Source organism: Hansschlegelia plantiphila, from assembly GCF_027922265.1.
Classification (GTDB): Bacteria; Pseudomonadota; Alphaproteobacteria; order Rhizobiales; family Methylopilaceae; genus Methylopila; species Methylopila plantiphila.
The window spans coordinates 154,094-178,535 of sequence record NZ_BSFI01000022.1 but is presented as its reverse complement, the minus strand read 5'-3'; the positions used below and the strand labels follow the sequence as shown (position 1 = coordinate 178,535).

At 67.9% G+C, this 24,442-nt stretch carries 21 protein-coding genes and 2 tRNA genes; 10 read left to right on the top strand and 13 right to left on the bottom strand.

Annotation, left to right across the window (positions count from 1 at the left end):
• Positions 1 to 32: 32 nt before the first annotated feature.
• From PKE75_RS16385 to PKE75_RS16365, 5 genes are all read right to left on the bottom strand, one after another.
• Entirely contained in the window at positions 33 to 1,589 is a 1,557-nt protein-coding gene (locus PKE75_RS16385) for an OpgD/OpgG family glucan biosynthesis protein (RefSeq protein ID WP_271169814.1), read from the bottom strand.
• A gap of 93 nt (positions 1,590 to 1,682) precedes the next feature.
• Complete coding sequence (locus tag PKE75_RS16380; protein ID WP_271169813.1) at positions 1,683 to 4,391, bottom strand: valine--tRNA ligase; 2,709 nt, start codon at positions 4,389 to 4,391, stop codon at positions 1,683 to 1,685.
• A 116-nt stretch (positions 4,392 to 4,507) separates the two neighbouring features.
• Positions 4,508 to 5,116, bottom strand: a complete 609-nt coding sequence (locus PKE75_RS17980; protein ID WP_487326348.1) for a PopZ family protein — start codon at positions 5,114 to 5,116, stop codon at positions 4,508 to 4,510.
• Between the two features lie 202 nt (positions 5,117 to 5,318).
• Positions 5,319 to 6,752, bottom strand: coding sequence for a TolC family outer membrane protein (locus tag PKE75_RS16370; protein WP_428979153.1), 1,434 nt, complete (start codon positions 6,750 to 6,752; stop codon positions 5,319 to 5,321).
• A gap of 175 nt (positions 6,753 to 6,927) precedes the next feature.
• Complete coding sequence (locus tag PKE75_RS16365; protein WP_271169810.1) at positions 6,928 to 7,578, bottom strand: protein-L-isoaspartate O-methyltransferase family protein; 651 nt, start codon at positions 7,576 to 7,578, stop codon at positions 6,928 to 6,930.
• 184 nt (positions 7,579 to 7,762) lie between these two features.
• Here PKE75_RS16365 and PKE75_RS16360 point away from each other — a divergent pair.
• The 7 genes from PKE75_RS16360 (at position 7,763) to PKE75_RS16330 (ending at position 14,582) form a co-directional block, all read left to right on the top strand.
• Positions 7,763 to 7,836: transfer RNA gene (locus tag PKE75_RS16360), tRNA-Cys, on the top strand.
• 145 nt (positions 7,837 to 7,981) lie between these two features.
• Positions 7,982 to 9,310, top strand: a complete 1,329-nt coding sequence (locus PKE75_RS16355; RefSeq protein ID WP_271169809.1) for an MBL fold metallo-hydrolase — start codon at positions 7,982 to 7,984, stop codon at positions 9,308 to 9,310.
• 117 nt (positions 9,311 to 9,427) lie between these two features.
• A tRNA-Asn gene (locus PKE75_RS16350) sits at positions 9,428 to 9,502 on the top strand.
• Between the two features lie 161 nt (positions 9,503 to 9,663).
• The gene (locus PKE75_RS16345) at positions 9,664 to 11,136 is read left to right on the top strand and encodes a cryptochrome/photolyase family protein (RefSeq protein ID WP_271169808.1); all 1,473 of its coding nucleotides are present in this window, start codon (positions 9,664 to 9,666) and stop codon (positions 11,134 to 11,136) included.
• A gap of 22 nt (positions 11,137 to 11,158) precedes the next feature.
• On the top strand, positions 11,159 to 12,451 hold the full coding sequence (locus tag PKE75_RS16340) for an NAD(P)/FAD-dependent oxidoreductase (protein ID WP_271169807.1): 1,293 nt from the start codon (positions 11,159 to 11,161) through the stop codon (positions 12,449 to 12,451).
• Positions 12,448 to 13,335: a DUF1365 domain-containing protein gene (locus PKE75_RS16335; RefSeq protein WP_271169806.1), complete on the top strand. Its 888-nt coding sequence runs from the start codon at positions 12,448 to 12,450 to the stop codon at positions 13,333 to 13,335. The genes PKE75_RS16340 and PKE75_RS16335 overlap by 4 nt, the downstream gene beginning before the upstream one ends.
• Entirely contained in the window at positions 13,332 to 14,582 is a 1,251-nt protein-coding gene (locus PKE75_RS16330) for an SAM-dependent methyltransferase (protein ID WP_271169805.1), read from the top strand. Before PKE75_RS16335 ends, PKE75_RS16330 begins: the two co-directional genes overlap by 4 nt.
• A gap of 4 nt (positions 14,583 to 14,586) precedes the next feature.
• Here the strand turns inward: PKE75_RS16330 and PKE75_RS16325 are convergent, their stop codons facing one another.
• Both PKE75_RS16325 and PKE75_RS16320 read right to left on the bottom strand, forming a co-directional pair.
• Complete coding sequence (locus PKE75_RS16325) at positions 14,587 to 15,369, bottom strand: SDR family NAD(P)-dependent oxidoreductase (RefSeq protein ID WP_428979154.1); 783 nt, start codon at positions 15,367 to 15,369, stop codon at positions 14,587 to 14,589.
• Between the two features lie 8 nt (positions 15,370 to 15,377).
• The gene (locus PKE75_RS16320) at positions 15,378 to 16,031 is read right to left on the bottom strand and encodes a ChrR family anti-sigma-E factor (protein ID WP_271169803.1); all 654 of its coding nucleotides are present in this window, start codon (positions 16,029 to 16,031) and stop codon (positions 15,378 to 15,380) included.
• 233 nt (positions 16,032 to 16,264) lie between these two features.
• On the opposite strand from PKE75_RS16320, the gene PKE75_RS16315 reads away from it, so the two are divergent.
• The 3 genes from PKE75_RS16315 to PKE75_RS16305 all read left to right on the top strand — a co-directional run bounded on the left by PKE75_RS16315 (position 16,265) and on the right by PKE75_RS16305 (position 19,056).
• Positions 16,265 to 17,302 carry a cysteine synthase A gene (locus tag PKE75_RS16315; protein WP_271169802.1) on the top strand — a complete coding sequence of 346 codons (1,038 nt, stop codon included), beginning with the start codon at positions 16,265 to 16,267 and terminating at the stop codon, positions 17,300 to 17,302.
• Positions 17,299 to 18,153 (top strand): 3-mercaptopyruvate sulfurtransferase, encoded by an 855-nt coding sequence (gene sseA / locus PKE75_RS16310; protein ID WP_271169801.1) that lies wholly within the window; start codon positions 17,299 to 17,301, stop codon positions 18,151 to 18,153. Before PKE75_RS16315 ends, sseA begins: the two co-directional genes overlap by 4 nt.
• Positions 18,154 to 18,291: 138 nt before the next feature.
• Positions 18,292 to 19,056 carry an aspartyl/asparaginyl beta-hydroxylase domain-containing protein gene (locus PKE75_RS16305; protein ID WP_271169800.1) on the top strand — a complete coding sequence of 255 codons (765 nt, stop codon included), beginning with the start codon at positions 18,292 to 18,294 and terminating at the stop codon, positions 19,054 to 19,056.
• A gap of 36 nt (positions 19,057 to 19,092) precedes the next feature.
• Here PKE75_RS16305 and PKE75_RS16300 read toward each other — a convergent pair whose 3' ends face one another.
• The 6 genes from PKE75_RS16300 to gatC all read right to left on the bottom strand — a co-directional run bounded on the left by PKE75_RS16300 (position 19,093) and on the right by gatC (position 24,402).
• Positions 19,093 to 19,581 (bottom strand): MgtC/SapB family protein, encoded by a 489-nt coding sequence (locus PKE75_RS16300; protein ID WP_271169799.1) that lies wholly within the window; start codon positions 19,579 to 19,581, stop codon positions 19,093 to 19,095.
• Positions 19,582 to 19,594: 13 nt separating this feature from the next.
• A complete protein-coding gene (gene gatB / locus PKE75_RS16295; protein ID WP_271169798.1) occupies positions 19,595 to 21,073 on the bottom strand; it encodes an Asp-tRNA(Asn)/Glu-tRNA(Gln) amidotransferase subunit GatB in 1,479 nt (492 codons plus the stop codon).
• An 89-nt stretch (positions 21,074 to 21,162) separates the two neighbouring features.
• On the bottom strand, positions 21,163 to 22,260 hold the full coding sequence (locus tag PKE75_RS16290) for a sensor histidine kinase (protein WP_271169797.1): 1,098 nt from the start codon (positions 22,258 to 22,260) through the stop codon (positions 21,163 to 21,165).
• A 74-nt stretch (positions 22,261 to 22,334) separates the two neighbouring features.
• A complete protein-coding gene (locus tag PKE75_RS16285) occupies positions 22,335 to 22,643 on the bottom strand; it encodes a chorismate mutase (RefSeq protein WP_271169796.1) in 309 nt (102 codons plus the stop codon).
• Positions 22,640 to 24,118, bottom strand: a complete 1,479-nt coding sequence (gatA, locus tag PKE75_RS16280; protein ID WP_271169795.1) for an Asp-tRNA(Asn)/Glu-tRNA(Gln) amidotransferase subunit GatA — start codon at positions 24,116 to 24,118, stop codon at positions 22,640 to 22,642. The genes PKE75_RS16285 and gatA overlap by 4 nt, the downstream gene beginning before the upstream one ends.
• On the bottom strand, positions 24,115 to 24,402 hold the full coding sequence (gatC, locus tag PKE75_RS16275) for an Asp-tRNA(Asn)/Glu-tRNA(Gln) amidotransferase subunit GatC (RefSeq protein WP_271169794.1): 288 nt from the start codon (positions 24,400 to 24,402) through the stop codon (positions 24,115 to 24,117). Before gatC ends, gatA begins: the two co-directional genes overlap by 4 nt.
• Positions 24,403 to 24,442: the final 40 nt, after the last annotated feature.

Genomic DNA, 24,442 nt, shown 5'->3' with positions numbered 1-24,442 from the left:
CGCCACGCTCGTTCAGGAGGGGTGAGACGCGCTCACTCCTTCCGCGTCCATGGGAAGGTCCAGCTCTCGGTCAACGTCCTGTCTCCAACCTTGAGGACGGCGCGCAGCACCGCCTCGGTGTTCGGCTGTTCGATCTCGTGGTCGAGGAACAGCCTGAAACCGTTGATCTCGGGGTTGGGGACGACGTAGGCCGCATTGATCTTGCCCGAGCTCGCCGCGGTCTCAGTCACGACGCGCTTGGGATCGTCGAGCCAGTAGTCGAGCTCGCCGCCGGCGAAATCGATGACGAAGCGCCGGGCGGAGAGCGACCCCGGCCCTGAGCCGCCCGACGCCTGCGGCTCGGTGACGAAGGTGTGGATGGCGCGCGCCTTCGGCGTCAGCCGCTCGCTGAGCTTGAGGGAGCGGATGACGTAGGAATAGCGCAGCAGCGAGCCGGCCTTGGGCTGCGCGTTGGGCGTCCAGTACGCGACGATGTTGTCGAAGGTCTCGTTGTCGGTCGGAATTTCGACCAGTTCGACCCGGCCCGACCCCCAGTCGCCCTGCGGATCGATCCAGTAGCTCGGCCTAAGATCGTAGCGGACCTCGAGGTCCTGATAGTGCTCGAACAACCGGTCGCGCTGGAGCACGCCGTAGCCGCGGACCGCGGGATCGGGGAACGCCGTCTTCTTGACTGCGTCGGGATTCACCAGCGGACGCCACACCCACTCGTCGTTCTGCGAGTGGACCAGCAGCCCGTCCGAATCGTGCACCTCGGGCCGGAAGCCGCGATACTGCCGCCGGTCGTTCTCGCCATAGAAGAACATGCTGGTCAACGGCGCGACGCCGAGCTTCGGGATGTCCACGCGCGGAAACAACGTGCAGCCGACGGCGACCGTCGTCTCGTCGCCGGGGGTGATCACCATGCGGTAGGCGCCCGACAGCGACGGGCCGTCGAGCAGCGCATGGACCACGATCTCGGCAGCGCTCGGGCCCGGCTCCTCGATCCAGAACTCCCGGAAGATCGGGAACTCCTCCGGCTCCGTCTCGCCCGTCCCGATCGCGATCCCTCGCGCTGAAATGCCGTAATGCTGGCCGGCGCCGAGCACGCGGAAATAGCTTGCGCCGAGGAACACGCCGAGCTCGTCCATCACGGTCGGCTTGTTGAGCGGGTAGTGCAACCGGAAACCGGCGAAGCCGAAATCGATCGGCAGCCGGCCGGCAAGCTTCGTCTGGCCGAAATCGAACAGCGACGCATCGTAGGGGATCGGCGCGGGCACGCCCTCGCGCACCAGATTGACCACCACCGGCGTCTTGTAGAGGAAGCCGAGATGGAAGAGCTGCATGCGGAAATCGCTGCGGCCCTTGGCGAAGAACGCCTTGTCCGGCTTGAAGCGGATGTCGCGATAGGCGTCGAACGACAGATCGTCCAGCGCCTTCGGCAACTCGGCGCGCGGCTCCTGATAGGGAGTCTGGGCGAGCTGACGCGCCCGCTCGATGACGAGACCATGATCGAAAATAGCGCGCGGCTCCTGCGCCCATCCGAAGGAGGGAGCGAGCGCGCTTCCCGCGCCGGCTCCGAGAAGCGCCACGGCGTCGCGTCGGCTCAACATCGCTCGATCGAACTCCCCGTTCTGTGACGCTTGGTTTCTATGGCGCGGCGACGCGGATGCGAGAGGCCGACGGCGGCCCGCGACGTCGTGGCCCTATTCCTGCCCGAGCTGGCGGAGCGCGGCTTCGATCTTGGCGAGGCGATCCCGATAGCCTGCGCGCTTCTCCTTCTCGCCCTCGACCACGTCTTCGGGGGCGCGCGCGACGAAGCTCTCGTTCGCGAGCTTGCCGTCAATTCGTTTGATCTCGCCCAGCGTCTTGTCGCGCTCCTTCGCAAGCCGGTCCTTCTCGGCCGCGATGTCGACGACGCCTTCGAGCGGCAGCGCAGCGACCTGGCCGCGCACCAGAAGCTGGATCGCGCCGCCCGGCGCCTGATCGGCGAAGGTCACGCTGGAGACCCGCGCGATGCGGGCGAGCGTCGCCTCGGCGCGCTCCGCCCGGCCGCGGGTCGCGGCGTCGGCGCCCACGATCACGAGCGGAAGCGTCGCGGACGCCGGCACGCCCATCTCGGCGCGCGCGGAGCGGAGCTCGGTGACGAGTTCCACCAGCCAGCCGATCTCGGCCTCGGCGTCGGGATCGTCGAGATCGCCGAGGACGGGCCATTCGGAGAGCGCGAGCAGTCGCTCGCGTGGCGCGTCGCCGGCGCGGGCGGCCCACAGCTCCTCGGTCACGAAGGGCATGAATGGATGCAGCAGGGCGGCCGACTGGTCGAGCACGAAAGCGAGCGTGGCGCGTGTCTCCTCCGCTTCGTCGCCCTGCCCCTCGCCCTGCAGAACCGGCTTGGCGAGCTCGACATACCAGTCGCACACGACATTCCAGACGAACCGATAGACCGCCGACGCCGCCTCGTTGAAGCGGTAGGCCTCGATCGCGGCGGTCGTCTCGGCCGCGGCTCTCGCCGCCTCGCCGAGGATCCAGCGGTTGAGCGTCGTGGTGACGCTTCTCGGATCGAAGCTCGCGACCGGCGCGCTGCCGTTGAGCTCGGCGAAGCGCGAAGCGTTCCAGAGCTTGGTCGCGAAGTTGCGATAGCCCTCGACGCGCGCGCGGGCGAGCTTGACGTCCCTGCCCTGAGCCGCCATCGCCGCCAGCGTGAAGCGCAGCGCGTCTGCGCCGTAAGCGTCGACCAGATCGATCGGGTCGATGACGTTGCCCTTCGACTTCGACATCTTGGCCCCCTTCTCGTCGCGCACGAGGGCGTGGATGTAGACGTCGCGGAACGGCACCTCCTTCATCACGTAGAGGCCCATCATCATCATCCGGGCGACCCAGAAGAAGATGATGTCGAAGCCGGTAACGAGGACGGCGTTCGGGTAGTAAGCGCCGAGCTCGGGCGTCTTGTCCGGCCAGCCGAGCGTCGAGAACGGCCAGAGCGCCGAGGAAAACCAGGTGTCGAGGACGTCCTCGTCGCGGGTCAGCGGCGTCGGGGCGCCGTAATGCGCGGCGGCGGCGGCGAGCGCCGCCTCCTCGCTCTCCTCGACGAAGATCGCGCCGTCAGGCCCGAACCACGCCGGGATCTGGTGCCCCCACCAAAGCTGGCGCGAGACGCACCAAGGCTGGATGTTCTCCATCCACTCGAAATAGGTCTTCGACCAGTTCTCCGGCACAAAACTGGTGCGCCCGTCGCGCACGGCGGCGATCGCGTCGACCGCGAGCTTCTGCGCGTCGACATACCACTGGTCGGTCAGGAAGGGCTCGATGACGACGCCGGACCGGTCGCCATGCGGGACCTGATGGACGTGGGGCTCAGCCTCCAGCATCAGGCCACGCTCCTCCATCAGCGCGAGCACGCGCTTGCGCGCCTCGGCGACAGCGACGCCGTCGAGCGCGAGGACGGCGTCGAGGTCTGCCGAAGACGGGACGCCGGCGAGGAAGGCCTCGTTGCCCGCAAGCGCCAGCCGACCATCCGACGTCAGCACATTGATCAGCGGCAGCCCATGGCGTTTGCCGACCTCGAAGTCGTTGAAGTCGTGCGCCGGGGTGATCTTGACCGCGCCGGTGCCCTTCTCCGGATCGGAGTACTCGTCGGCGACGATCGGGATTTTGCGCCCGACGAGCGGCAGCACGACGTTGCGGCCGACGAGATGGCGATAGCGCTCGTCCTCCGGATGCACCGCGACCGCGGCGTCGCCGAGCATCGTCTCGGGCCGCGTGGTGGCGACGACGATCGACTCGTCTGAGCCCTCGACGGGGTACCGCAGATGCCAGAGGTGGCCCTTCACCTCGATCGACTGGACCTCGATGTCAGAGATCGCGGTCTGCAGCTTCGGGTCCCAGTTCACCAGCCGCTTGTCGCGGTAGATCAGCCCGTTCCTGTGCAGGTCGACGAACAGCTTGACGACCGCCCGCGACAGGCCCTCGTCCATGGTGAAGCGCTCGCGCGACCAGTCGCACGAGGCGCCGAGGCGCTTGAGCTGCTCGAAGATGCGGCCGCCGGATTCCGCCTTCCACTCCCACACCCGCTCGACGAAGGCCGCGCGGCCCATGTCGCGCCGTCCGGGAAGCTGGCGCTCCATCAGCTGGCGCTCGACGACCATCTGCGTCGCGATGCCTGCATGGTCCATGCCGGGCTGCCACAGCACGTTCTTGCCGCGCATGCGCTCGAAACGCGCGAGGATGTCCTGCAGCGTGTTGTTGAGCGCGTGCCCCATGTGGAGCGAGCCGGTGACGTTCGGCGGCGGGATGACGATGCAGAACGGATCGGCCCCGGGCGCGGCCCCAGCGCCGGCCTTGAAGGCTTCGGCCTGCTCCCAGCGGGCCGCTATCCGAGGCTCGATCTCGGACGGCGAATAGGTCTTTTCGAGCATAGGACGGAACACCTTCGGGCATGCGGGGTCCGAGGCGGGGCGCGCCACGGACCGAAGCCAGCCCTTGAAGCGAAGCGCGCCGCGGGTGTCAACGGCGGGCTTCCGAGCGCGTCCGGCTAGCGGCCGCCGCGCGCGACGCGCTCGATCTCGTGGCGCACCAGCCGCTCGACCAGCGGCGGCAGGTTGTCGTCCAGCCACGACCGCAGCATCGGCCGCAGCATCTCCTTGACGATGTCGTCGAGCGTGCGGGCGTTGTTGGTGAGAATCGTGTTCGCGAGCGAACCGAAGGCGTTCGTGACGACATCGTCGGTCGCGGACGACAACAACCGCTCGTCGAAGGCGGAGGCCGGCGCCGCGGCGCGGACCGGCGACGGGGGGACGGGCTGCGCGGGCGCCGGCTGCGGCGCAGCCAGCGGCTCATCGGCCATGTCTTCCGTCAGCTCGAACACGTCGAGATCGTCCGGAGCCTGCGAGGCCGCGGATCGGGACGCAGGCGGCGTCAGCGCGGGCTTCGCCTCGTCCTTCGGCGCAGGAGCGTCGAACGAGGCGAACATCGCGTCGATGTCGTCCTGTCCGAGCGCCTCTTCGGCGACGGCTTCGGGGGCTTCCGGTTCGGACGCCGGCGCTGCGGCCGGCTTTGCGAGCGAAGGCTTTGGCGCCGCCATGGACTGTCCTGGTTCGTCGTCGGAGATGATGCGACGGATCGACGCCAAGATCTCTTCCATCGTCGGCTCGTGAGCCTTAGCAGCCGTGCTCATGCGCCCTCCATCGCCGCGTCGTTGGAACGTCCCTGGCGGGGCCGCGCGCGCTCCGCGCCCGGATCCACGAATCACCAGGGGACGCCGGCCCCTCGTCATCGGCGAGTATTGCACTGCAGGGCTCGCGGACAAGCGCCGCAAAGCGCTCGCCCACAGGTCGTCCGGCCGTTCAGCGCCCGTCTGGGGTGCGCAAGCCGTACCATTTGTCGCGGACCTGATCGTAATGGACGTTCGGGTCGTAGCGCGCGACGCGAAGGCCGAGCCGGTCGGCGGTCAGCCAGCCGACGGCCGACAGCAAAGCGTAGGACGCGACCATGCGGTCCCGCTGCGCCTGGATCAGCGTGACGCGGGCGTTGAGCAGGTCCTGCTGCGCGTTGAGGACGTCGAGGGTGGTGCGCTGGCCCACCTTGGCTTCTTCCCGCACGCCGTTGAGGGCGGTCTGGGACGCCTGGATCTGCGCCTGCGCGGAGGAAATCTGCGCGGTCGCCGCCTGCACCTGCCCCCAGGCCGAAACGGTGGCCTGACGGACCTGATCGCGCGCGACGTCGGCTTCGAGCCGGCGCTGCCCGGCGACTTCCTTGGCCTGGCGAACCTGCGAGGAATAAGAGCCGCCGGCGTAGATCGGGATCGTCAGGCGCCCGACCAGCGAACCGGCCGTGACCCTGTTGACGGACGAACTGTCGTCGTAGCGGCGCTGGAACGCGGCCTCGACGCCGATCTGCGGATAGAGCTGCGATTCGTAGACGCGAATCTGCAGGTTCGCGGCGTCGACGCCGTGGAACGCGGCGAGGATCGCGGGGTGCTGCGCCTGGCTGAGGTTGATCGCCTCGTTCAGCCCCCTCGGCAGCAGCCGGTCGATCGAGCGGGCGGGGCGCGGACGGGCGATATCCTCGCCCACGATCTGCCGATAGGTGGCGCGGCTGGTGTTGAGCTGCGCCTCGGCCTGACTGACGTTGGTGTGCGAGCCCTCGAGCGCGGCTTCCGCCTGGGCCGTGTCGGTGCGGGTCACCTCGCCCACCTGGAAACGCTCGCGCGCCGCCTTCAGCTCCTCGCGCAGCACGTCGACGTTGTTCCGCCGCACGTCCAGGATCGCGTAGTCGCGCAGCACGTCCATATAGGCCTGCGCGGTGTCGAACAGCACGTTCTGCTCGCTGTTGAGCAGTTGCTCCCGCGCGCCGAGCACGTTCGATTCGGCCGAACGCAGCTGATTCTGACGGCGGAAACCGTCGAATATCGTCTGGTCGGCGGTGACGCCAAAACCGCGCGGGGACGAGTTCGTCGTCGTCTTGGCCTTGGGAATCGTCAAGACCTCCCCGAGCGAACTCGACGGGGTCACCTGCTGACTGCGCTCGATACCGACATCCGCCGATGCGGTGATCGTCGGACGGTACCCGGACAACGCCTGGGGAACCTGCTCGTCAGTCGCCCTGACAGAGGCGCGTTGAGCGTTGAGGGTAGGATTTGCGCCATAAGCGCGAGCAAGGGCGTCCTCAAGGGTCTGCGCGCGCGCAGTCCCGCTGAAGGACAGAGCGATCCCCAAACCAAACGCCGCCCCGGCGCAGAGCGCGCCAGCACGACGACGAAACGAGACGCTCGTCGACATCGTTACACACCGGATTTCGAACGCTTCCCCGCCGGATCTTCCGTTACGGCTCAGCCTGTGATGCGACCCCACCCTACCGTAGCGGGGCGAAGGACGGGTGAAAACCACGCTGCGTCCACTTGGTCGAAAGACGCAGGGAGTGGCGCAACGCGGCCACAGCGGCGGCGGACGGGCCTCAGAATGCGAAGGCCTCGGCGGGCTCGAAGCCCGGCAAGGCCGGTGCGTAGGCGTCGAACGCAGGCGCGGCTGTAAGCTCTGTTTCGCTTGGCCGGAACACCGTCGCCTTAGTCGCGCGGCCGGGCCCCGCCGGCCCCACCAGCCGCCCGGTCGGCGCAAGCTGGGCTGCGAGCGTCTCGAGGCCCGCCGTCACCGCGCCATCGAAAAAGATCAGGTCGAACGGCCCCTCCTCGGGGGCGCCGGACGTCAGCGGCCCGGTCACGATTGCGACATTCGGACGGTCCGACAGATTCTCACGAGACGCGGCGGCGAGGTTCGGGTCCGATTCGAGCCCGACGACTCGACCCGCAAGCTCGGAAAATATCGCGGCGGAGTAGCCAAGCCCGGATCCCACGACCAGCACGCGTTCGCTGTTCTCCGGCGCCGCAAGCTGAACCAGCTTGGCGAGCGTCATCGGATCGAGCATGGCACGTCCGGGAGGCCCAAGCGGGATGCGGGCGTCGAGGTACGCGAGGACCTCGCGACCCGGGGGCGCGAACTTCTCTCGCGGGACCGACAGGAAGGCCGCCAGGATTCGATGGTCGGTCACGTCGGCGACACGGATCTGGCCGTCCACCATTCCATGCCTGAGACGCTCGAAATCGGTCATGAGCGCAGTGCTCCCGGCCGGCGGGCGTCGTCCCGCCGCATTGAGGCCTCTTCTGCGACAGCCCGGCCTCAGTGGCAAGCATTCCCCTGCGCATGTTGCGGCGATCGGAAGCGCGCGCTATGGAGAGCGCCCATCCGCAAAAGCTGGGGGTTTTCGGGGCGATGCCCTGAACGCCCGCTCACGGGGCCACGTGGCGGAGTGGTTACGCAGAGGACTGCAAATCCTTGTATCCCGGTTCGATTCCGGGCGTGGCCTCCACCTTATTTTCCTTCAGTGACGGAGCGGCGACCGCGGATCGCCGACAGATACGGCTTTGTGTGGCTGCAAATCCGTCTGACGGATTGCGCGCAGGCCGCGTGTTGAGGCATCAACGCGGCTGGAACAGCGTCGAGCGGAGGCCGCGATGTTCATAGAGACGATGGGACACGCGACCCTCGCTCTCTACCGCGATGGCGAGCGCCCTGTCCTGCTGACCGATCCCTGGCTGACCGGCTCCTGCTACTGGAGGAGCTGGTGGATTGAGAACTACCCCTCGGCCGAGGACCTCGCGAGGCTGCGCGCCGCCCGCTACGTCTATCTCACCCACGAGCATCCCGATCACCTGCATCTGCCGAGCCTGCGTCTGCTCGGGCCTGACGGCCCGGAGATCCTGACGCCGGACTTCCTCGAGATGAAGATGGACGGCTTTCTTCGCGGCGAAGGCTTTCGCGTGCGGCGGCTGGCGCCCGGCGTCTGGACCGAGCTCGATCCGGAGGTCGCCGCCATGAGCCTGCCGATCTGGAACAACGATTCGATCCTGATCCTCTCGACCCCGGAAGCGTTCATCGTCGACCTGAACGACGCCAAGCCGGACCAGCGGATCTTCCGCAAGCTGGCGGCGTTGCGGGCGACCGCCCCAGGCCGGCGATGCGTCGTGCTGCGCAGCCATTCGCCGGCCAGTCCCGCCAACAGCTTCTTCGTCGACGGCGGACGGCTGGAGCGGACGTCGAAGGCGCAGTTCGTCCGCGCGGCCCGGAACGCATGCCGGCGCATCGGCGCGACCGATTTCATGCCGTTCGCGAGCCAGTCCGTGTTCCGTCGCAGCGACAGCGAATGGGCGAACGCCTACAAGGTCGGCCTCAGCGACCTGCGCAGGCACTGGCGGGACGCCCCCACGCGGCTGCTGCCGCCCTATACGAGGCTCGACCTCGCGACCGGCGAGACCAGTTCGCGCGATCCCGCGAGCTTCGACCCGCACGACACGCCGGAGACCCGGGCGCTGATCGCCGAACAGGAGGCCGCGAACGCGGCGGTCACGCTGGAGGACGCCGATCTCGATCGCCTGCGGGCGCAGCTCGGCGAGTTGCGCGTGTTCCTGCTCGCCTTGTTCCCGCGCGGATTCGGCGTCACGGCAGGCGGTCTCTCGCTGCATTACGATCCGCGCCGGGGACGCCTCGAGCGCCGCCCGACCACAGGCCATTTCCGGCTGACGATTCCGCCGCTCGCGCTCAAGGAGGCGCTGACCTTCGGCCATGTCGGCGACCTCTGCATCCCGATGTTCACCAGCGTCCATCTGGACGGCCGCACGGCGCCCCGCCGCGTCGAGGCGTTCTTCATGCTGTTGACGCTGCGCGACTACGGCTACCTCGGCAGCGCCCGGCGGATGGGGCGTTGGGCCGCCTGGGCGCTGCGCGAGTCGCTGCGCCGCCTGCCTGCGCCGCCGCCGCCGCCGTCGCCCAAGGCCACGGCGTGACGATCAGCGCCTCGCGGGCGGCCGAACGCTGAACGAGACGTCGAAACGGGGTGGCGCCCCGGCAATGCGTCTGGTATAGCGCCGCTCCTCGGAGCGACGCGGCTTTGCGCGCCCCGTTCCTCGGTAGCTCAGCGGTAGAGCCCTCGACTGTTAATCGAGTTGTCGCAGGTTCGAATCCTGCCCGGGGAGCCATTTCGACAGGGGGTCCGGCCTTAGGGTCGGCCCCCTGTTTCGTTTCGCGGTCGCTTTGAACCAGCCGGCCGCCGTTCTCGTAACTGCTCTCGACGCCGGTCATGATCCGGGATCCTCCGGGTCCCGTAGTTCTGACCGCCCCTCGATCCGTCGCGAGCTCGATGACCCGGAACGGAAAACGCGCGCCTGCCGCCCTGCTCTGGTTCCGAGAGGATCTCAGGCTCGCGGACAACCCCGCGCTCGACGCCGCGCTGCGTTCCGGCGCGGCCGTGACGGCGCTCTATGTGCTCGACGACGAAACGGAGGGCCAGAGGGCGCTCGGCGGCGCTTCCCGCTGGTGGCTCGCTCGGTCCCTCCGCTCGCTCGCGAAGGACTGCGCGGCGATCGGCCTGCCCTTCGCGATCCGGCGCGGAAAGGCGGGGATCGCCGTCCCACACGCCGCGCGCGAGACGGGCGTCGGCGCGGTGTTCTGGAACCGGCGCTATGGCGCGGCGGAGGCCCGTGCGGACGTCGCCATCCGCGCGGAGCTCGAGGGCGAGGGGATCGCCGTCGAGGACTTCAACGGCCGCCTGCTGCACGAGCCTTGGGACGTGAAATCCAGGGCGGGCGAGCCGCTCCGGGTGTTTTCGCCATTCTGGCGCGCCGCGATGACCCGCGGCGAGCCCAGGGCGCCCCTGCCCCGGCCGACGAGCTCCCGCGTCTCGGCGGGGCCTGCGCTCGACGGAGTGGACGTCGAGTCGCTCGCGCTCGATCCCACGAAACCGGACTGGGCGGGCGGTCTGCGAAACGCCTGGGAGCCGGGCGAAGCTGGCGCGCGCAAGGCGCTCGGAGCCTTCCTCGATAGTGGTCTAAAGGGCTACGCCGAGACTCGCGACCGCCCCGACATGAGCGCGACCTCGCGCATGTCGCCCTACCTGCGCTTTGGCGAGGTTAGTCCGCATCAGCTCTGGCACGCGGTCGAGGCGGCTGCGGCCGACGGCTCGGCGCGCGCCGGAGATGTCGAGAAGTTCCGGGCGGAGCTCGGTTGGCGCGAGTTCTCCTATCATCTGCTGCAGAACTTCCCCGACCTGGCGTCGCGGAACGTGCAGCAGCGCTTCGACGACTTCCCATGGAGCGCGCCGACGCAAGGCGATGTGCGCGCCTGGCGGAAAGGCCTCACCGGCTACCCGATCGTCGACGCCGGCATGCGCCAGCTCTGGACGACCGGCTGGCTGCACAACCGGGTCCGGATGATCGTGGCGTCCTTCCTGATCAAGGACCTGCTGATCGACTGGCGCGAAGGCGAGGCCTGGTTCTGGGACACGCTCGTCGACGCCGACCCCGCCAACAACGCCGCGAGCTGGCAGTGGGTGGCGGGCACGGGCGCGGACGCTGCGCCGTATTTTCGCGTGTTCAACCCCTCGCTCCAGGGCGCCAGGCACGACCCCGACGGCGCTTACGTTCGCGCCTTCGTGCCGGAGCTCACCCGGGTTCCGGCGAAATGGATCCATGCCCCGTGGGCCGCGCCGCCCGGCGTGCTCGAAGCCGCGGGCGTGTCGCTCGGGCGGGATTACCCCAAGCGGATCGTCGACCACGACGCTGCGCGGAGCCGCGCGCTGGCCGCCTTCGGCTCATTGAAGACGAGAACCGCGTGAAGCGGCGATGAGGGAGAGACCGATGCGTATCGCCGTCGTGGGTTCGGGCATCGCCGGCAACGCCGCGGCCTGGGCTCTGAGCGAACGGCACGATGTCGTCGTCTACGAGCGCGAGCTCCGCCCGGGGGGTCATTCCCACACCGTGGACATCGACTACGACGGCGTCCCCATCGCGGTCGACACCGGCTTCATCGTCTACAACGAGCTGAACTATCCGAACCTGACGGCGCTGTTCGCAGAGCTCGGCGTCGTCACCCGGCGCAGCGAGATGAGCTTCGGCCTGTCGCTCGACGGCGGAGCGCTGGAATGGTCCGGCAAGACGCTCGGCACGCTGTTCGCCCAGCGCCGCAATCTCGTCGCCCTCTCCTACCTGTGGATGCTTCGGGAGGTGCTGCGGTTCAACCGGCTGTGTCGCGAAGACCTCGCCGCAGGCGTGCTGTCGGGACTGAGCCTTGGCGCATGGCTTGATCGTCACAGGCTGAGCCGCCGATTCCGCGACGACTATCTGATCCCGATGGCGGCCGCGATCTGGTCTACTCCCTCGATACATGTGCTCGACTTCCCCGCCGAAAGCTTCATCGCCTTCTTCGACAACCACAGGCTGATCGACGCCCACCGTCCGCTCTGGCGGACCGTCGATGGCGGCAGCAGGGCATATGTCGAGCGCCTGACCAGGCGGTTCCGGGACGGCATCCGGCTTGGTTCCGAAGTTTCTAGGATCGAGCGCGACGATCGTGGCGTCACGATCGTCGATGCGCGCGGCGAACGTGACCGGTTCGACCAGGTGGTCGTCGCCTGCCACTCCGACGACGCGCTCCGTCTGCTCGCGAAACCCTCGGACGCGGAGCGCGAGATTCTCTCCGCCATCCGCTACCGGCCCAACGATGTGGTTCTGCATCGCGACGAGCGCCTGATGCCGAAACGGCGGGCCGTCTGGTCGGCGTGGAACTATCTCGGGACGCGGAACAGCGCGGCCGCCGGCCGGCGCGACGTCGCCGTGACATACTGGATGAACGAGCTTCAGGGCATCGACCGCAGAACCCCGCTGTTCATCACCCTGAACCCGCCCATCGAGCCGGAGCCTTCGAAGATCTTCAGACGTTTCAGCTACTCCCATCCGCAATATGACGCCGCAGCGCTTGCGGCGCAGCGCCGTCTGCCGTCGGTGCAGGGGCTGGGCCGGACGTGGTTCTGCGGCGCGTGGACCGGCTACGGATTCCACGAGGACGGGCTTACGTCCGGTCTCGACGTGGCTGAACGGCTGGGGTGCAGCATTCCGTGGCGCGATCCGGTCTTCGCCGAGGCCGCGGAGTGACCGACGGCCAGCCCCACTTTCCGCCGCCCGCCGGCGCGGCGTCGCTCTACAAGGGCGTGGTTCGCCACACGCGGCTGAAGCCGAGGCGCCGCCGCTTCGCCTATGACGTATTCTCGTTGCTGATCGACCTCGACGCGCTCGATGAGGCGAATCGGTTGTCGCGGCTGTTTTCCGTCGGCAGGTTCAATCTCGTCAGCTTCTTCGAACGCGACCACGGGGCGGGCGACGGCGCGTCGCTTTCGGCCCACGCCCGCAGCCTGCTCGCCCGCGGCGGCGTCGATCTCGACGGCGGACGAGTGCTGCTGCTCTGCTACCCCCGGATCCTGGGTTACGTGTTCAACCCGATCGCGACCTATTGGTGCTACGGCGCCGACGGCGCCCTGAAGGCGCTGATCTACGAGGTCACGAACACCTTCCACGAACGCCACGCCTATGTCGCGCCGGTGCGCGACGGGGAGCTGAGCTCCGACGGCCTGCGCCAGTCGCGCGACAAGCTGCTCTATGTCTCGCCCTTTATCGAAATGGACATGCGCTACGCATTCCGGCTCAGACCGCCCGGCGAGACCGTGCGGCTCGGAATCCTTGAAAGCGACGCGGAAGGTCCGTTACTTTCTGCGAGCTTCGCCGGCGACCGTCGCGACGTGACGGACGCCGTTATCGCGCGACTCTGCGCCAGGATCCCGCTGATGACGCTGAAAGTGATGGCCGCGATCCACTGGGAGGCGGCGCGGCTCTGGATCAGGGGCGCGCGTCTCGCCGACCATCCCTCGCCTCCCGCGGACGCCGCGAGCTTCGATGCGCCGGGTCCCTTCAGCCACGGCGGCGCGGCCCGGCGGGGCGCAAGGCCTGCCGCCCGGCGTCCGGAACCGGCTTCATCGCTATGACGACATGCGACGTCTCTCCGCCGGCCGGCCCGCAGAGGGTCACGACCGAGACCGTGGCGGAAGCCACCCGCGGGCTGCCCCTCGAGGTGCGGCTCGCGCTCCAGGTCTGCGCGCGGCTCGCCAATGGCGGACTCACGGTCTGCACGCCCGACGGCCGTACGCTGATCTTCGAGGGATCGAACCCCGGCCCGCGGGCGACGCTCCTCATCAAGGACTGCCGCTTCGCCCGCCGCATCCTGCGCAGCGGCGACCTCGGCGTCGCGGAAGGCTTCCTCCGCGGCGAGTGGGACAGTCCGGATCTGCCGGCGTTCCTTGAGCTGTTCTCGGCCAACGCCGACCACGTCAACGGCTACCTGATGGCCAAGCCGCTCTACCGGGCGCTGCAGTCGTTCCGGCACTGGCTGAACCGGAACACCAAGAGACGGGCCCGGCGGAACATCGAGGCGCATTACGACCTCGGCAACCGCTTCTACGAGCAATGGCTCGACCGCTCGATGACCTATTCCTCGGCTCTGTTCGAGGGGACCAACGGTGAGCTCCAGGCCGGGCAGAACCGCAAATACGAGGCGCTCGCCCGATCGACCGGCATGGGTCCAGGCGACCACGTGCTCGAAATCGGCTGCGGCTGGGGCGGCTTCGCCGAGTTCGCGGCGAAGGAGATCGGCTGCCGCGTCACCGGCCTGACGATCAGCCCCTCCCAGCTCGAATACGCCCGGAAGCGCATCTTCGAGGCGGGCCTTGCTGACAAGGTCGACCTGAGGCTGGAGGACTACCGCGACGAGCGCGGCGTCTACGACCGGATCGCCTCGATCGAGATGTTCGAGGCGGTGGGCGAGCAGTGGTGGCCGACGTTCTTCCGCCAGATGCGCGAGCGGTTGAAGCCGGGCGGCGCGGCGGGCGTGCAGGTGATCACGATCCAGGATCGCTACTTCGAATCCTACAAGAACGAGGTCGACTTCATCCAGCACTACATCTTCCCGGGCGGCATGCTGCCTTCCCCCCGCGTGCTCCACGAACTCGCGGAATCGTCCGGGCTGACGGTCGCGAGCGAGCGCATCTTCGGGCTCGACTATGCAGAAACCCTCGCCGAATGGCGTCGGCGCTTCCGCGCCGCCTGGCCGACGATTCAGACGCAAGGCTTCGACGAGCGCTTCCGGAAGCTCTGGGAGTACTACCTCTCCTACTGCGAGGCGGGCTTCCGCTCCCGCAACATCGACGTGCGCCAACTGGTCTTCGCGCGCGGCTGAGCCCTCAGTCCTCGCGCTTGTCCCAGCCGGTCGCCTTCGTCACGAGCCAGAAATAGGCGGGATAGGGCAGCAGCCGCAGCAGCTTCAGGACATAGGTGAAGCGCTTGGGGAAGGTGATCTCGAAGCCGCCGCGGATGACGCCCGCCACGATGCGCCGCGCCGCCTCGGAAGGTGGGATCAGCGCCGGCATAGCGAATGCGTTCCCGGCGGTCGCCGGAGTGTCGACGAAGCCGGGATTCGCCACCTGGATGGCCACCCCGCGCCTGTCGAGGTCGAACTTCAGGCTTTCGGCGAGGTTGATCAGGCCGGCCTTGCTGGCGCCATAGGCGGCCGAGCTCGGCAGGCCGGCATAGCCGGTCACCGACGACACGACCACGATGCGCCCTCCCCGCCTTGCCGTCATCGCGGGCAGCACGGCCGCAAGGCAGGCTGCGGTTCCGCCGAGGTTGACCTCGAACGTCCTGCGGAACGCGTCGAGATCGAAGGGGTCCGCGCTAACCGGTATGAAGAGGCCGGCGTTCAGGATGGCGAGGTCGATCGGTCCGTGCGCTTCGGAGATTTTCCGCGCGATCGAGATCATGTCCCCGGCGTCAGTGACGTCGCCCGGAAGCGCCGTGATGGATCCGCCAAGGGCGGCCGCCTTCGTCGCGAGCGCATCCAGGGCGTCCGCGCGGCGCGCGGTCGCCGCGACCGTCACGCCCTTGGCGGCGAGTTCAAGCGCCAGCGCCTCGCCGATCCCGGAGCTCGCTCCCGTGACCCAGGCGACCCGCACGCCTAAGTCGCGCAGCGACCGGGTCACCGGCGAAGCACGAGTTCGATCAGCCGCCCCACCGGCCCCGTCAGCCGCACCGGCCCCTCCGTGACGGCGAAGCAGACGCAGCCTTCGCGGGGATCGGCGACGGGGCGGTGGTCGACGGACTCATCCGCGATCGCCACATCGCCGCGGCGATAGGCGCCGACGCCGTCGCCATATGAACCCCTGAGCACCAGGGTGACCTCAAGTCCATTATGCGTATGTTGCGGCAACGCCTTGCCAGGCTTCACTTTAAATAATTGGGCTGTGACGCCCTCGTCCTCATGCAGGCAGTGCTCGCGGAGACCGGGACCGTAGAATCGCCACGGGATGTCATCGAGCTCGCGCCCGATCAGCCGCATCAGCGGCTCCGGCACGTCCGGATCGATCTTCTCGGGCCGCGGGCGTCCGTACCAACTGCCGGCGTAGATCGCTCCGAGAACCTCGTCGCGCGCCGCGTGGGGCATGGACGGAACGGACATGCCGTCGATCTCCGCCCCCGCGGCCTCCTCCATCGCCCGCACGAAGTCGCGGTTCTTCGGCGAGAGGATGAGGTGCGATTCGATCAGCGCATGCATGAAGGGCTCGAGCGAGCCGAGCGCATAGCCGGCCAGCAGCGGCCTGATCGGGGCTGGCCCCCCTTCGCGCCCCGCCATTGGCGTCATCGGCATTGTCACGTCAAAACTGCCCCGCCGCCGATTGAAGCGCATGCCGATCGCGCAGACCCGCCGAATTCCAGTGAATCGCTACGTCGCGCGTCCGTCGATGGATCATCATGAAGGGCGCGCGAACGCCAAGATCCCTCGCACGCTTTTCATCGCGAGCCGCCGCGAATAACGTGTCCGGCCGCCCCACAGCTCCCGATCCAGCAAACGACCGGACCTTATCCATGCGCATTCGTCGCGGACTTGTCGACGCCATCGGCCGGACGCCGCTCATCCGCCTCGCGGGCGCGTCCGAGGCGACCGGGTGCGAGATACTCGGGAAAGCCGAGTTCATGAACCCGGGCCAGTCGGTCAAGGACCGCGCCGCGCTCTGGATCATCGAGGATGCGGTGCGCCGGGGCGCGCTGCAGCCCGGCGGAGTGATCGTCGAGGGCACGGCGGGCAACACCGGCATCGGCCTGGCGCTCGTCGCCAACGCGCTCGGCTACCGGACCGTGATCGTCATTCCCGACACCCAGTCGGACGAGAAGAAGCAGATGCTGCGCCTTGCCGGCGCCGAGCTCGTCGAGGTCCCCGCCGTCCCCTACAAGGATCCGAACAACTACGTGAAGCTGTCGGGGCGACTGGCGGAAAGCCTGGCGAAGACAGAGAAGGCCGGCGCGATCTGGGCGAACCAGTTCGACAATGTCGCGAACCGCCAGGCGCATATCGACTCGACCGGGCCGGAGATTTGGGACGATCTCGACGGCAAGGTCGACGGTTTCGTCTCGGCCGTCGGCACCGGCGGCACGCTGGCGGGAACCGCCATGGCGCTGAAGGAGCGCAGCAAGGACGTTAAGATCGCCCTCGCCGATCCCCCCGGCGCCGCGCTCTACAGCTTCTACACGACCGGCGAACTCAAGGCCGAGGGCTCCTCGATCACCGAGGGCATCGGGCAGGGCCGCATCACCGCCAATCTGGAGGACGCGCCGGTCGACTTCGCCTACCAGATTCCGGACGCGGAATCGGTGCAGATCGTGTTCGACCTGTTGGAGCACGAAGGCCTGTGCCTGGGCGGCTCGTCGGGCGTCAACGTCGCCGGTGCGATCAGACTCGCGCGCGAGATGGGACCCGGCCATACCATTGTGACGATCCTCTGCGACTACGGCACGCGCTATCAGTCCAAGTTGTTCGACCCGACCTTTTTGCGGTCGAAGAACCTGCCGGTCCCCGGCTGGCTGGAGAAGCCGGGCGTTGTGGACCTCGCGGAGGTGATGCGATGAGCAACCCGAACCTTGTCTCCACCGGATGGCTCGCCGAACGGCTCGGCGATCCGGACGTGATCGCCGTCGACGGCTCCTGGTATCTGCCGGACGCCAATCGGGACGGCCCTGCCGAGTTCCTCGAACGGCATATTCCGGGCGCCGTGTTCTTCGACATCAACGTGGTCGCGGACGTCTCGTCCGGTCTGCCCCACATGCTCCCCTCTCCGGACGCGTTCTCCGAGGCGGTCGGGAAGCTCGGCGTCGCAGACCGGGCGACGATCGTCGCCTATGACGGCGCCGGCCTGTTCTCCGCGGCCCGCGTGTGGTGGACGTTCCGGACAATGGGCGCGACGAAGGTCTTCGTGCTCGACGGCGGTCTGCCCAAATGGCTTGCGGAAGGCCGTCCGGTCGAAAGCGGACCATCGAACCGCGCGCCGCAGAGCTTCCATGCGACATTCGACGCTCATGCCGTAAAGTCCGCCGACGACGTCGCCCAGGCGCTCGGCGCCGGATCGGCCCAGATCGTCGACGCCCGGCCGGCCGCCCGCTTCCGCGGCGAGGCGCCGGAGCCCCGCCCAGGTCTCGCCTCCGGGCACATCCCGGGCTCGCTCAATCTGCCGTTCCAGCAGATCGTCGGCGCCGACGGCCGACTGGCCGAGGAAGCCGAACTGCGGCGGGCGTTCGAAGCCGCCGGAATCGATGTCTCCAGGCCGATCGTGACCTCGTGCGGATCGGGCGTCTCGGCGTCGATCGTTGCGCTCGCGCTGGAGAGCCTCGGAGCGAAAGCCGACGGCGTCTATGACGGCTCGTGGGCCGAATGGGGCGCCGGCGGCCGTCCGGTGGCCACCGGGCCCGCGGAAAAGAGCTGAGGCCGGGAACCGACGCCTCCGCACGCGCTTCTATGACATGACGGGGCGCGCGGTCTGATTTATGCAACCGTCGAATCGAATTATGACAGTCATCTTGGGCGGACGCCCTCGACGGCGACTAATTAAGCGATTGATAACATGGTCGAAGTCACAGCCGAACTCAAGAAGGCGAAGCCGAAGCGCAGCTGGTTCTACCGGATGGGCAAGCGCATGCGTCCATGGTTCGACGATGTTCTTGCGAAGTCGTCCCTGGTCGGCAATCCGCCTGTGTTCGATACCGGACTGTTCGCCTGGACCGCGGGGCTGGAGGCCAACTGGGAAGCCATCCGCCGCGAGGCGCTCACGGTGCTTCAGACCGAGGACATTCCTGTTCTGGCCGAGATCTCTCCCGACCACGGGCGACTGGGCAAGGACCGGAAGTGGAAGTCGTTTTTCCTCTACGGCTACGGATACCGCGTCGAAGACAATTGCGCGAAGTGCCCTGAAACGGCCCGCCTCGTCAGCCGGGTTCCGGGGCTGAACAGCGCGTTCTTCTCGATCCTCGCGCCCGGCGCGCGCATTCCCCGGCATCGCGGCGTAACCAAGGGACTGATCACCTGCCATCTCGGACTGCAGGTTCCGAAGGACTGGAAGAGCTGCCGCATGGCTGTGCACAACGACATGGTGCACTGGCGCGAGGGCAAGACGATGGTGTTCGACGACACCTATTTCCACGAGGTCTGGAACGAGACGGACGAGACGCGCGTCGTGCTGCTCGTCCAGTTCGAACGTCCGATGCGCCAGCCCGGCCGCGCCATCGGACGGACCTTCATGGGCGCGGTGCGCCGAAGCCCGTTCGTGCAGGAGGCCCGGAAGAACTTCCTTGCGTGGCAGGGCGTGCAGAACAAGATCGACGGGCACTGAGCCGGGGGCCGCCAAAGGCTCCCTGACACGGCGGTCTCATTCGTCGTAGTCGTCGTCCGGCCTTGTGTCGCCGAAGATCCGGGCGACATGGCGCGGCAGCGACAGCACGAGGAGGGCGAGCACGACCCCCATCGCCGCGAGCGTCCAGTCGGCGAGGGCGCAGACGATGCCGAGCGCCGCCGTCAGCCAGACAGCCGCGGCGGTGGTCAGGCCGCGCACGCGCATGCTGCCGTCCTGTTTCAGGATGACGCCCGCGCCGATGAAGCCGACGCCGGTCATCACACCCTGCAGCACGCCCTGAATGATGCGGCTCAGCGCATCCGCGTTGTCGTGCAGCGACGGTTCGTGGAGCGCGGCGAGCGACACGAGGCAGGCGCCGAGCGCGACCAGCCCGAGCGTGCGTACGCCCGCCGCTTTCTGTTTGCGATCGCGATTGAAGCCGATGAGGACGCCGCACAGCACGGCGGCGAGCAGACGAACGGCGTTCTCAGCCGGAAATCCGCCGACGCCGCCGAACGCCTCCATGTTGCGCGCCGCCTCAGATCCCCAGTTTCGCCTTCAGGATGTCGTTGACGGCCTGCGGGTTGGCCTTGCCGCCAGAGGCCTTCATGACCTGACCGACGAACCACCCGATCAATGTCGGCTTGGCCTTCGCCTGCTCGACCTTTTCGGGATTGGCGGCGATCACCTCGTCGACGACCTTTTCGATCGCGCCGGCGTCGGTGACCTGCTTGAGACCGCGGCTTTCGACGAGTTCGCGGGGATCGCCGCCCTCGCTCCAGAGAATTTCAAAGAGATCCTTCGCGATCTTGCCGGAGATCACGCCTTCGGAGACGAGATCGACCAGCCCGCCGAGCTGAGCCGCCGACAGCGGGCTGTCCTGGATGGCGACGCCCTGCTTGTTCAGCCGGCCGAACAGCTCGTTGATCACCCAGTTCGCAGCCTGCTTCGCGTCGCGGCCCGCGGCCACCGCCTCGAAGAAGTCGGCGGACTCCCGCTCCAGCGTCAGCACCATGGCGTCGTAAGGGGTGACGCCATAATCGCGGATAAAGCGGGCCTTCTTGGCGTCCGGAAGCTCAGGCAGCGCGGCCGCGAGCGCGTCGACTTCGGACTGCTCCACGACCAAAGGCAGCAGATCCGGGTCCGGGAAGTAGCGGTAGTCGTGCGCTTCCTCCTTGGAGCGCATGGCGCGCGTCTCGCCCCTCACGGGGTCGAACAGCCGCGTCTCCTGGTCGATCGCGCCGCCATCTTCCAGAACGCCGATCTGGCGACGCGCCTCGGTCTCGATCGCCTGGCCGATGAAGCGGATCGAGTTGACGTTCTTGATCTCGCAACGCGTGCCGAGCGGATCGCCGGCCTTGCGGACGGAGACGTTCACGTCGGCCCGGAGATTGCCCTTCTCCATGTCGCCGTCGCACGACCCGATGTAGCGCAGGATGGTCCGGAGCTTGGTTACGTATGCCTTGGCCTCTTCGGACGAGCGCATGTCGGGCTTGGAGACGATCTCCATCAGCGCGACGCCGGACCGGTTGAGGTCGACAAAGGAGGAGCGCGGGTCCTGGTCGTGGATCGACTTGCCGGCGTCCTGCTCGAGATGGATGCGCTCGATCCCGACCGTGACGCTCTCGCCTTCGCCCATGTCGACGACGACCTCGCCTTCGCCGACGATCGGGCTCTTGTACTGCGAGATCTGATAGCCCTGCGGCAGGTCCGGATAGAAATAATTCTTCCGGTCGAAGGTCGAGCGCAGGTTGATCTGCGCCTTGACGCCGAGGCCGGTGCGGATCGCCTGGCGCACGCATTCACGGTTCAGCACCGGCAGCATGCCGGGCATCGCGGCGTCGACCAGGCTGACATGGCTGTTCGGCGCAGCGCCGAAGCCGGTGGAGGAGCCCGAGAACAGCTTCGCCTCGGAGGTGACCTGCGCGTGGATCTCGAGGCCGACGATCACCTCCCAGTCGCCGGTCGCGCCGGGAATGAGCTTGGAGGGGGTCGGCAGGCGGGAGGGCGCGTTCATCTATCGGGGGCCTTGGATTGCGATGTCGACGACAGTGTTAGCGGCAAGGCGGGAGCGAGCACAACGACCCCGTCTTGGCCGCCTGCGTCTCAGGAGGCGGAGGCCGGCAGGGGAAACCGGATCGTCGTCATGACGCCGCCTTGGGGCGAAGCCGCTTGCTCGATAGTCCCTTTCGCATTGTCCGTCAGCGAACGGACCATCAGTGAGCCGAGCTTTCCAGACTGCGGCCAGGTCACCCCATCCGGCATGCCGACGCCGTCGTCGGACACCGAGATGACGCAGTTGTTCTGATCGTCCTTCAGGCAGCGGACGCTCACGACCCCCTCGGGCCGGCCGTCGAAAGCGTATTTCATCGCATTTGTGAGCAGTTCGTTGACGAGCAGCCCGACCGACATTGCGACGTCGATCCCCGCGAGGCAGGCCTCGACCTGCAGGTCCAGCTTGACGCCCTCCGGAGCCTGGGCCCCCATGACGGAGCCAACCATCTGGCTGAGAAACGAGCCGAGGTCGACGGTTGCGCTCCCCTCGTCCAGCGCGAGCTGCTTGTACAGCAGGCCGAGGGCCTCGATCCGGCCGGCGAGGCGTTCGAACGGCCCGGTGCCGATCTGGGATCCGGCGCGGCGCGCCTCCATGCGGATCAGCGCCGTCACGATCTGGAGGTTGTTCTTCACCCTGTGCTGTATTTCCTGCAGCAGCAGGTCCTTGTCGCGCAGTTGAAGCTCGAAGGCCTGACGCTGGGGCTCGTTGCGCTCCGTCACGTCGATCAGCGCCACAAGGCGGAATCGTTCGCGATCGTTCTCGTCGGCGGCGATCGCGGTTTGAAGCTCCACATGGCGCCCCGGCGCCCCGTTGGCCGATCGCAAGACCAGCACGCTCGTCGCCATCCGGTCATCGAATATCGCTTCGGTGAAGTTCGGCCGGATTTTCCCTTCGACGATCTCGTCGAGCCGGCTCCAATCGCATCCTTCGACGTCGCTGAACGCCGCCCCCAGAACGAGCTCCGCCTCATGGTTGGCGTAGACGATGCGCTCGGCGTTCGCACCGCGGATTTCGCTGACCAGAATGGCGACCGGCATGTGGTCGAGGAACTGCTTGAACCGCTCCGATTCAAGCGCCTCTACCAATTCTGGCGAGGCCGCCAGTTCTTCGAGCTGTTCGGCGGTCTTCTCGGACTGGGTGTCGGGCATCGTCATTCCGGCGAGGCGTTCGGGTTCGGCGCGCCTCGGCTGAGGTCGGCGGTGGGTCGGTCGCGCCATCCGCGTCAGGAACGGGTCGCCCGCTCCATAAGCTCACGTTCATGCGCGATGAATTCTGACATCATCGCACGCCAAAGTCGCTCCGCGAGATCGGGATCGACCCCGTGCCTCTCCGCCAGCTCTCGCGCATGGGCGGCGACCTGCTCCACCCGCCACGGCACCAGCGCGATCGAGGGATCGCCCTTCAGCCGCGCGGCCTCGGCGATGCAATGCGTGCGCTCGGCGATCAGCGGCATCAGCCGCTCGTCCAGCGCGTCGATCGCGGCGCGGACCTCGTCCATCGACGAGTAGGTCGGACGCGATGCTTCGCTCACCACCAGCGCTCGGGGCTGAAGCCGCCGCCGCCGGCGTCCTCGATCACCGACGCCGTGGCGAACAGAGTCTCCTCGTCGAACGGTCGACCAATCAGTTGCAGCGCGAGCGGAAGCCCCTCGCCGGAGAGCCCGGCAGGAACCGCTATCCCCGGCAGTCCGGCCATGTTGACCGTCACCGTGAAGACGTCGTTGAGATACATCTCGACAGGCGAGGCGTTCGCCTTCTCGCCGATCCCGAAGGCGGCGGAAGGCGTGGCCGGGGTGAGGATGGCGTCGATTCCATCGGCGAAGACCGTCTCGAAATCGCGCCTGATCAGCGTTCGCACCTTCTGGGCGCGGACGTAATAGGCGTCGTAGTAGCCGGCCGACAGCACATAGGCCCCGATCATGATGCGACGGCGCACCTCGGAACCGAAGCCTTCAGCGCGGGTGTTCTCATACATTGCGGTGATGTCGGGTCCAGGAACCCGACGGCCGTAGCGCACGCCGTCATAGCGCGCGAGGTTCGACGACGCCTCGGCCGGCGCAACGATGTAATAGGCCGGCAGCGCGTATTTCGTATGCGGCAGCGAGACGTCGACGATTTCGGCTCCCGCGGCCTTGAGCTGGGCCGCGCCCGTCGTCCAGAGCTGTTCGATCTCGGCCGGCATGCCTTCGACGCGGTATTCGCGCGGAATGCCGATCCTCAGCCCCTTCACCGAACGGCCGACAGCCGCCTCGTAGTCCGGGACCTCGCGGTCGATCGACGTCGAGTCCCTCGGATCGTAGCCGGCCATGGCGCCCAGAAGGATCGCGGCGTCACGGACGTCGCGGGCGATCGGGCCCGCCTGGTCGAGGGACGAGGCGAAGGCGACGATTCCCCAGCGCGAGCAACGGCCATAGGTCGGCTTGATCCCGACCGTCCCGGTGAAGGCGGCGGGCTGGCGGATGGAGCCGCCGGTGTCGGTGGCGGTCGCGCCGAGGCACAGGCGCGCCGCGACCGCCGCAGCCGAGCCGCCCGACGAACCGCCTGCGACCAGCGCCGCGTCGGAGCCGGTCCGTCGCCAGGGATTGACCGGCGCGCCGAAGCACGAGGTCTCGTTCGACGAGCCCATCGCGAACTCGTCATTGTTCAGCTTGCCGAGCATGACGGCGCCGGCGCGTCGCATCCGGTCGGTGACGTGCGACTCGTAAGGCGGCGTGAAGTCTCCGAGGATTTTCGAGCACGCCGTCGTCCGGACGCCTTCGGTGCAGAACAGGTCCTTCACCCCGAGCGGCAGACCTTCGAGCGCGCCCGCCTCGCCTTTGCCGATGCGCTCGTCGGAGCCGCGCGCGCGCTCGAGCGCGATTTCCGGCGTCTCGAGCACATAGGCGTTAAGCGTCCGCGCCTGCTCGATCGCGTCGAGATAAGCGCGCGTCAGCTCGACGGCGGAGACGTCCTTGGCGCGCATCGCAGCGCGCGCCTGGGCGAAGGACAGGTCAAGCAGATCGGTCATTCGACGACTTTCGGCACGACATAGAAGTCGCCTTCGCGGGCCGGAGCGTTCATGAGGACGCGTTCGGCGTCGCCGCCGTCGTTCACGACGTCCTCACGCAGGCGGACCGAGGTCGGGATGACGCTGGTCATCGGCTCGACGCCCTCGACGTCGAGCGCCGAAAGCTCCTCGACGAACGCCAGAATGGCGTCGAGCTCGCCGGTGAGCTTGGCGATCTCCTCGTCTTCGACCGCAATGCGGGCGAGCTTCGCCACGCGGCGGACTGTGGATTCGTCGACGGACATCGGCGGCTTTCGGGCGGGCTTGGAGGCGACGGCGCGCTTT

What these genes read in the sequence shown, in the direction of transcription:
- PKE75_RS16385 (WP_271169814.1), bottom strand. Translation starts at nt 1,589, where the DNA reads ATGTTGAGCCGACGCGACGCCGTGGCGCTTCTCGGAGCCGGCGCGGGA.
- PKE75_RS16380 (WP_271169813.1), bottom strand. Translation starts at nt 4,391, where the DNA reads ATGCTCGAAAAGACCTATTCGCCGTCCGAGATCGAGCCTCGGATAGCG.
- PKE75_RS17980 (WP_487326348.1), bottom strand. Translation starts at nt 5,116, where the DNA reads ATGGAAGAGATCTTGGCGTCGATCCGTCGCATCATCTCCGACGACGAA.
- PKE75_RS16370 (WP_428979153.1), bottom strand. Translation starts at nt 6,752, where the DNA reads ATGTCGACGAGCGTCTCGTTTCGTCGTCGTGCTGGCGCGCTCTGCGCC.
- PKE75_RS16365 (WP_271169810.1), bottom strand. Translation starts at nt 7,578, where the DNA reads ATGACCGATTTCGAGCGTCTCAGGCATGGAATGGTGGACGGCCAGATC.
- PKE75_RS16355 (WP_271169809.1), top strand. Translation starts at nt 7,982, where the DNA reads ATGTTCATAGAGACGATGGGACACGCGACCCTCGCTCTCTACCGCGAT.
- PKE75_RS16345 (WP_271169808.1), top strand. Translation starts at nt 9,664, where the DNA reads ATGACCCGGAACGGAAAACGCGCGCCTGCCGCCCTGCTCTGGTTCCGA.
- PKE75_RS16340 (WP_271169807.1), top strand. Translation starts at nt 11,159, where the DNA reads ATGCGTATCGCCGTCGTGGGTTCGGGCATCGCCGGCAACGCCGCGGCC.
- PKE75_RS16330 (WP_271169805.1), top strand. Translation starts at nt 13,332, where the DNA reads ATGACGACATGCGACGTCTCTCCGCCGGCCGGCCCGCAGAGGGTCACG.
- PKE75_RS16320 (WP_271169803.1), bottom strand. Translation starts at nt 16,031, where the DNA reads ATGGCGGGGCGCGAAGGGGGGCCAGCCCCGATCAGGCCGCTGCTGGCC.
- PKE75_RS16315 (WP_271169802.1), top strand. Translation starts at nt 16,265, where the DNA reads ATGCGCATTCGTCGCGGACTTGTCGACGCCATCGGCCGGACGCCGCTC.
- sseA (WP_271169801.1), top strand. Translation starts at nt 17,299, where the DNA reads ATGAGCAACCCGAACCTTGTCTCCACCGGATGGCTCGCCGAACGGCTC.
- PKE75_RS16305 (WP_271169800.1), top strand. Translation starts at nt 18,292, where the DNA reads ATGGTCGAAGTCACAGCCGAACTCAAGAAGGCGAAGCCGAAGCGCAGC.
- PKE75_RS16300 (WP_271169799.1), bottom strand. Translation starts at nt 19,581, where the DNA reads ATGGAGGCGTTCGGCGGCGTCGGCGGATTTCCGGCTGAGAACGCCGTT.
- gatB (WP_271169798.1), bottom strand. Translation starts at nt 21,073, where the DNA reads ATGAACGCGCCCTCCCGCCTGCCGACCCCCTCCAAGCTCATTCCCGGC.
- PKE75_RS16290 (WP_271169797.1), bottom strand. Translation starts at nt 22,260, where the DNA reads ATGCCCGACACCCAGTCCGAGAAGACCGCCGAACAGCTCGAAGAACTG.
- gatA (WP_271169795.1), bottom strand. Translation starts at nt 24,118, where the DNA reads ATGACCGATCTGCTTGACCTGTCCTTCGCCCAGGCGCGCGCTGCGATG.
- gatC (WP_271169794.1), bottom strand. Translation starts at nt 24,402, where the DNA reads ATGTCCGTCGACGAATCCACAGTCCGCCGCGTGGCGAAGCTCGCCCGC.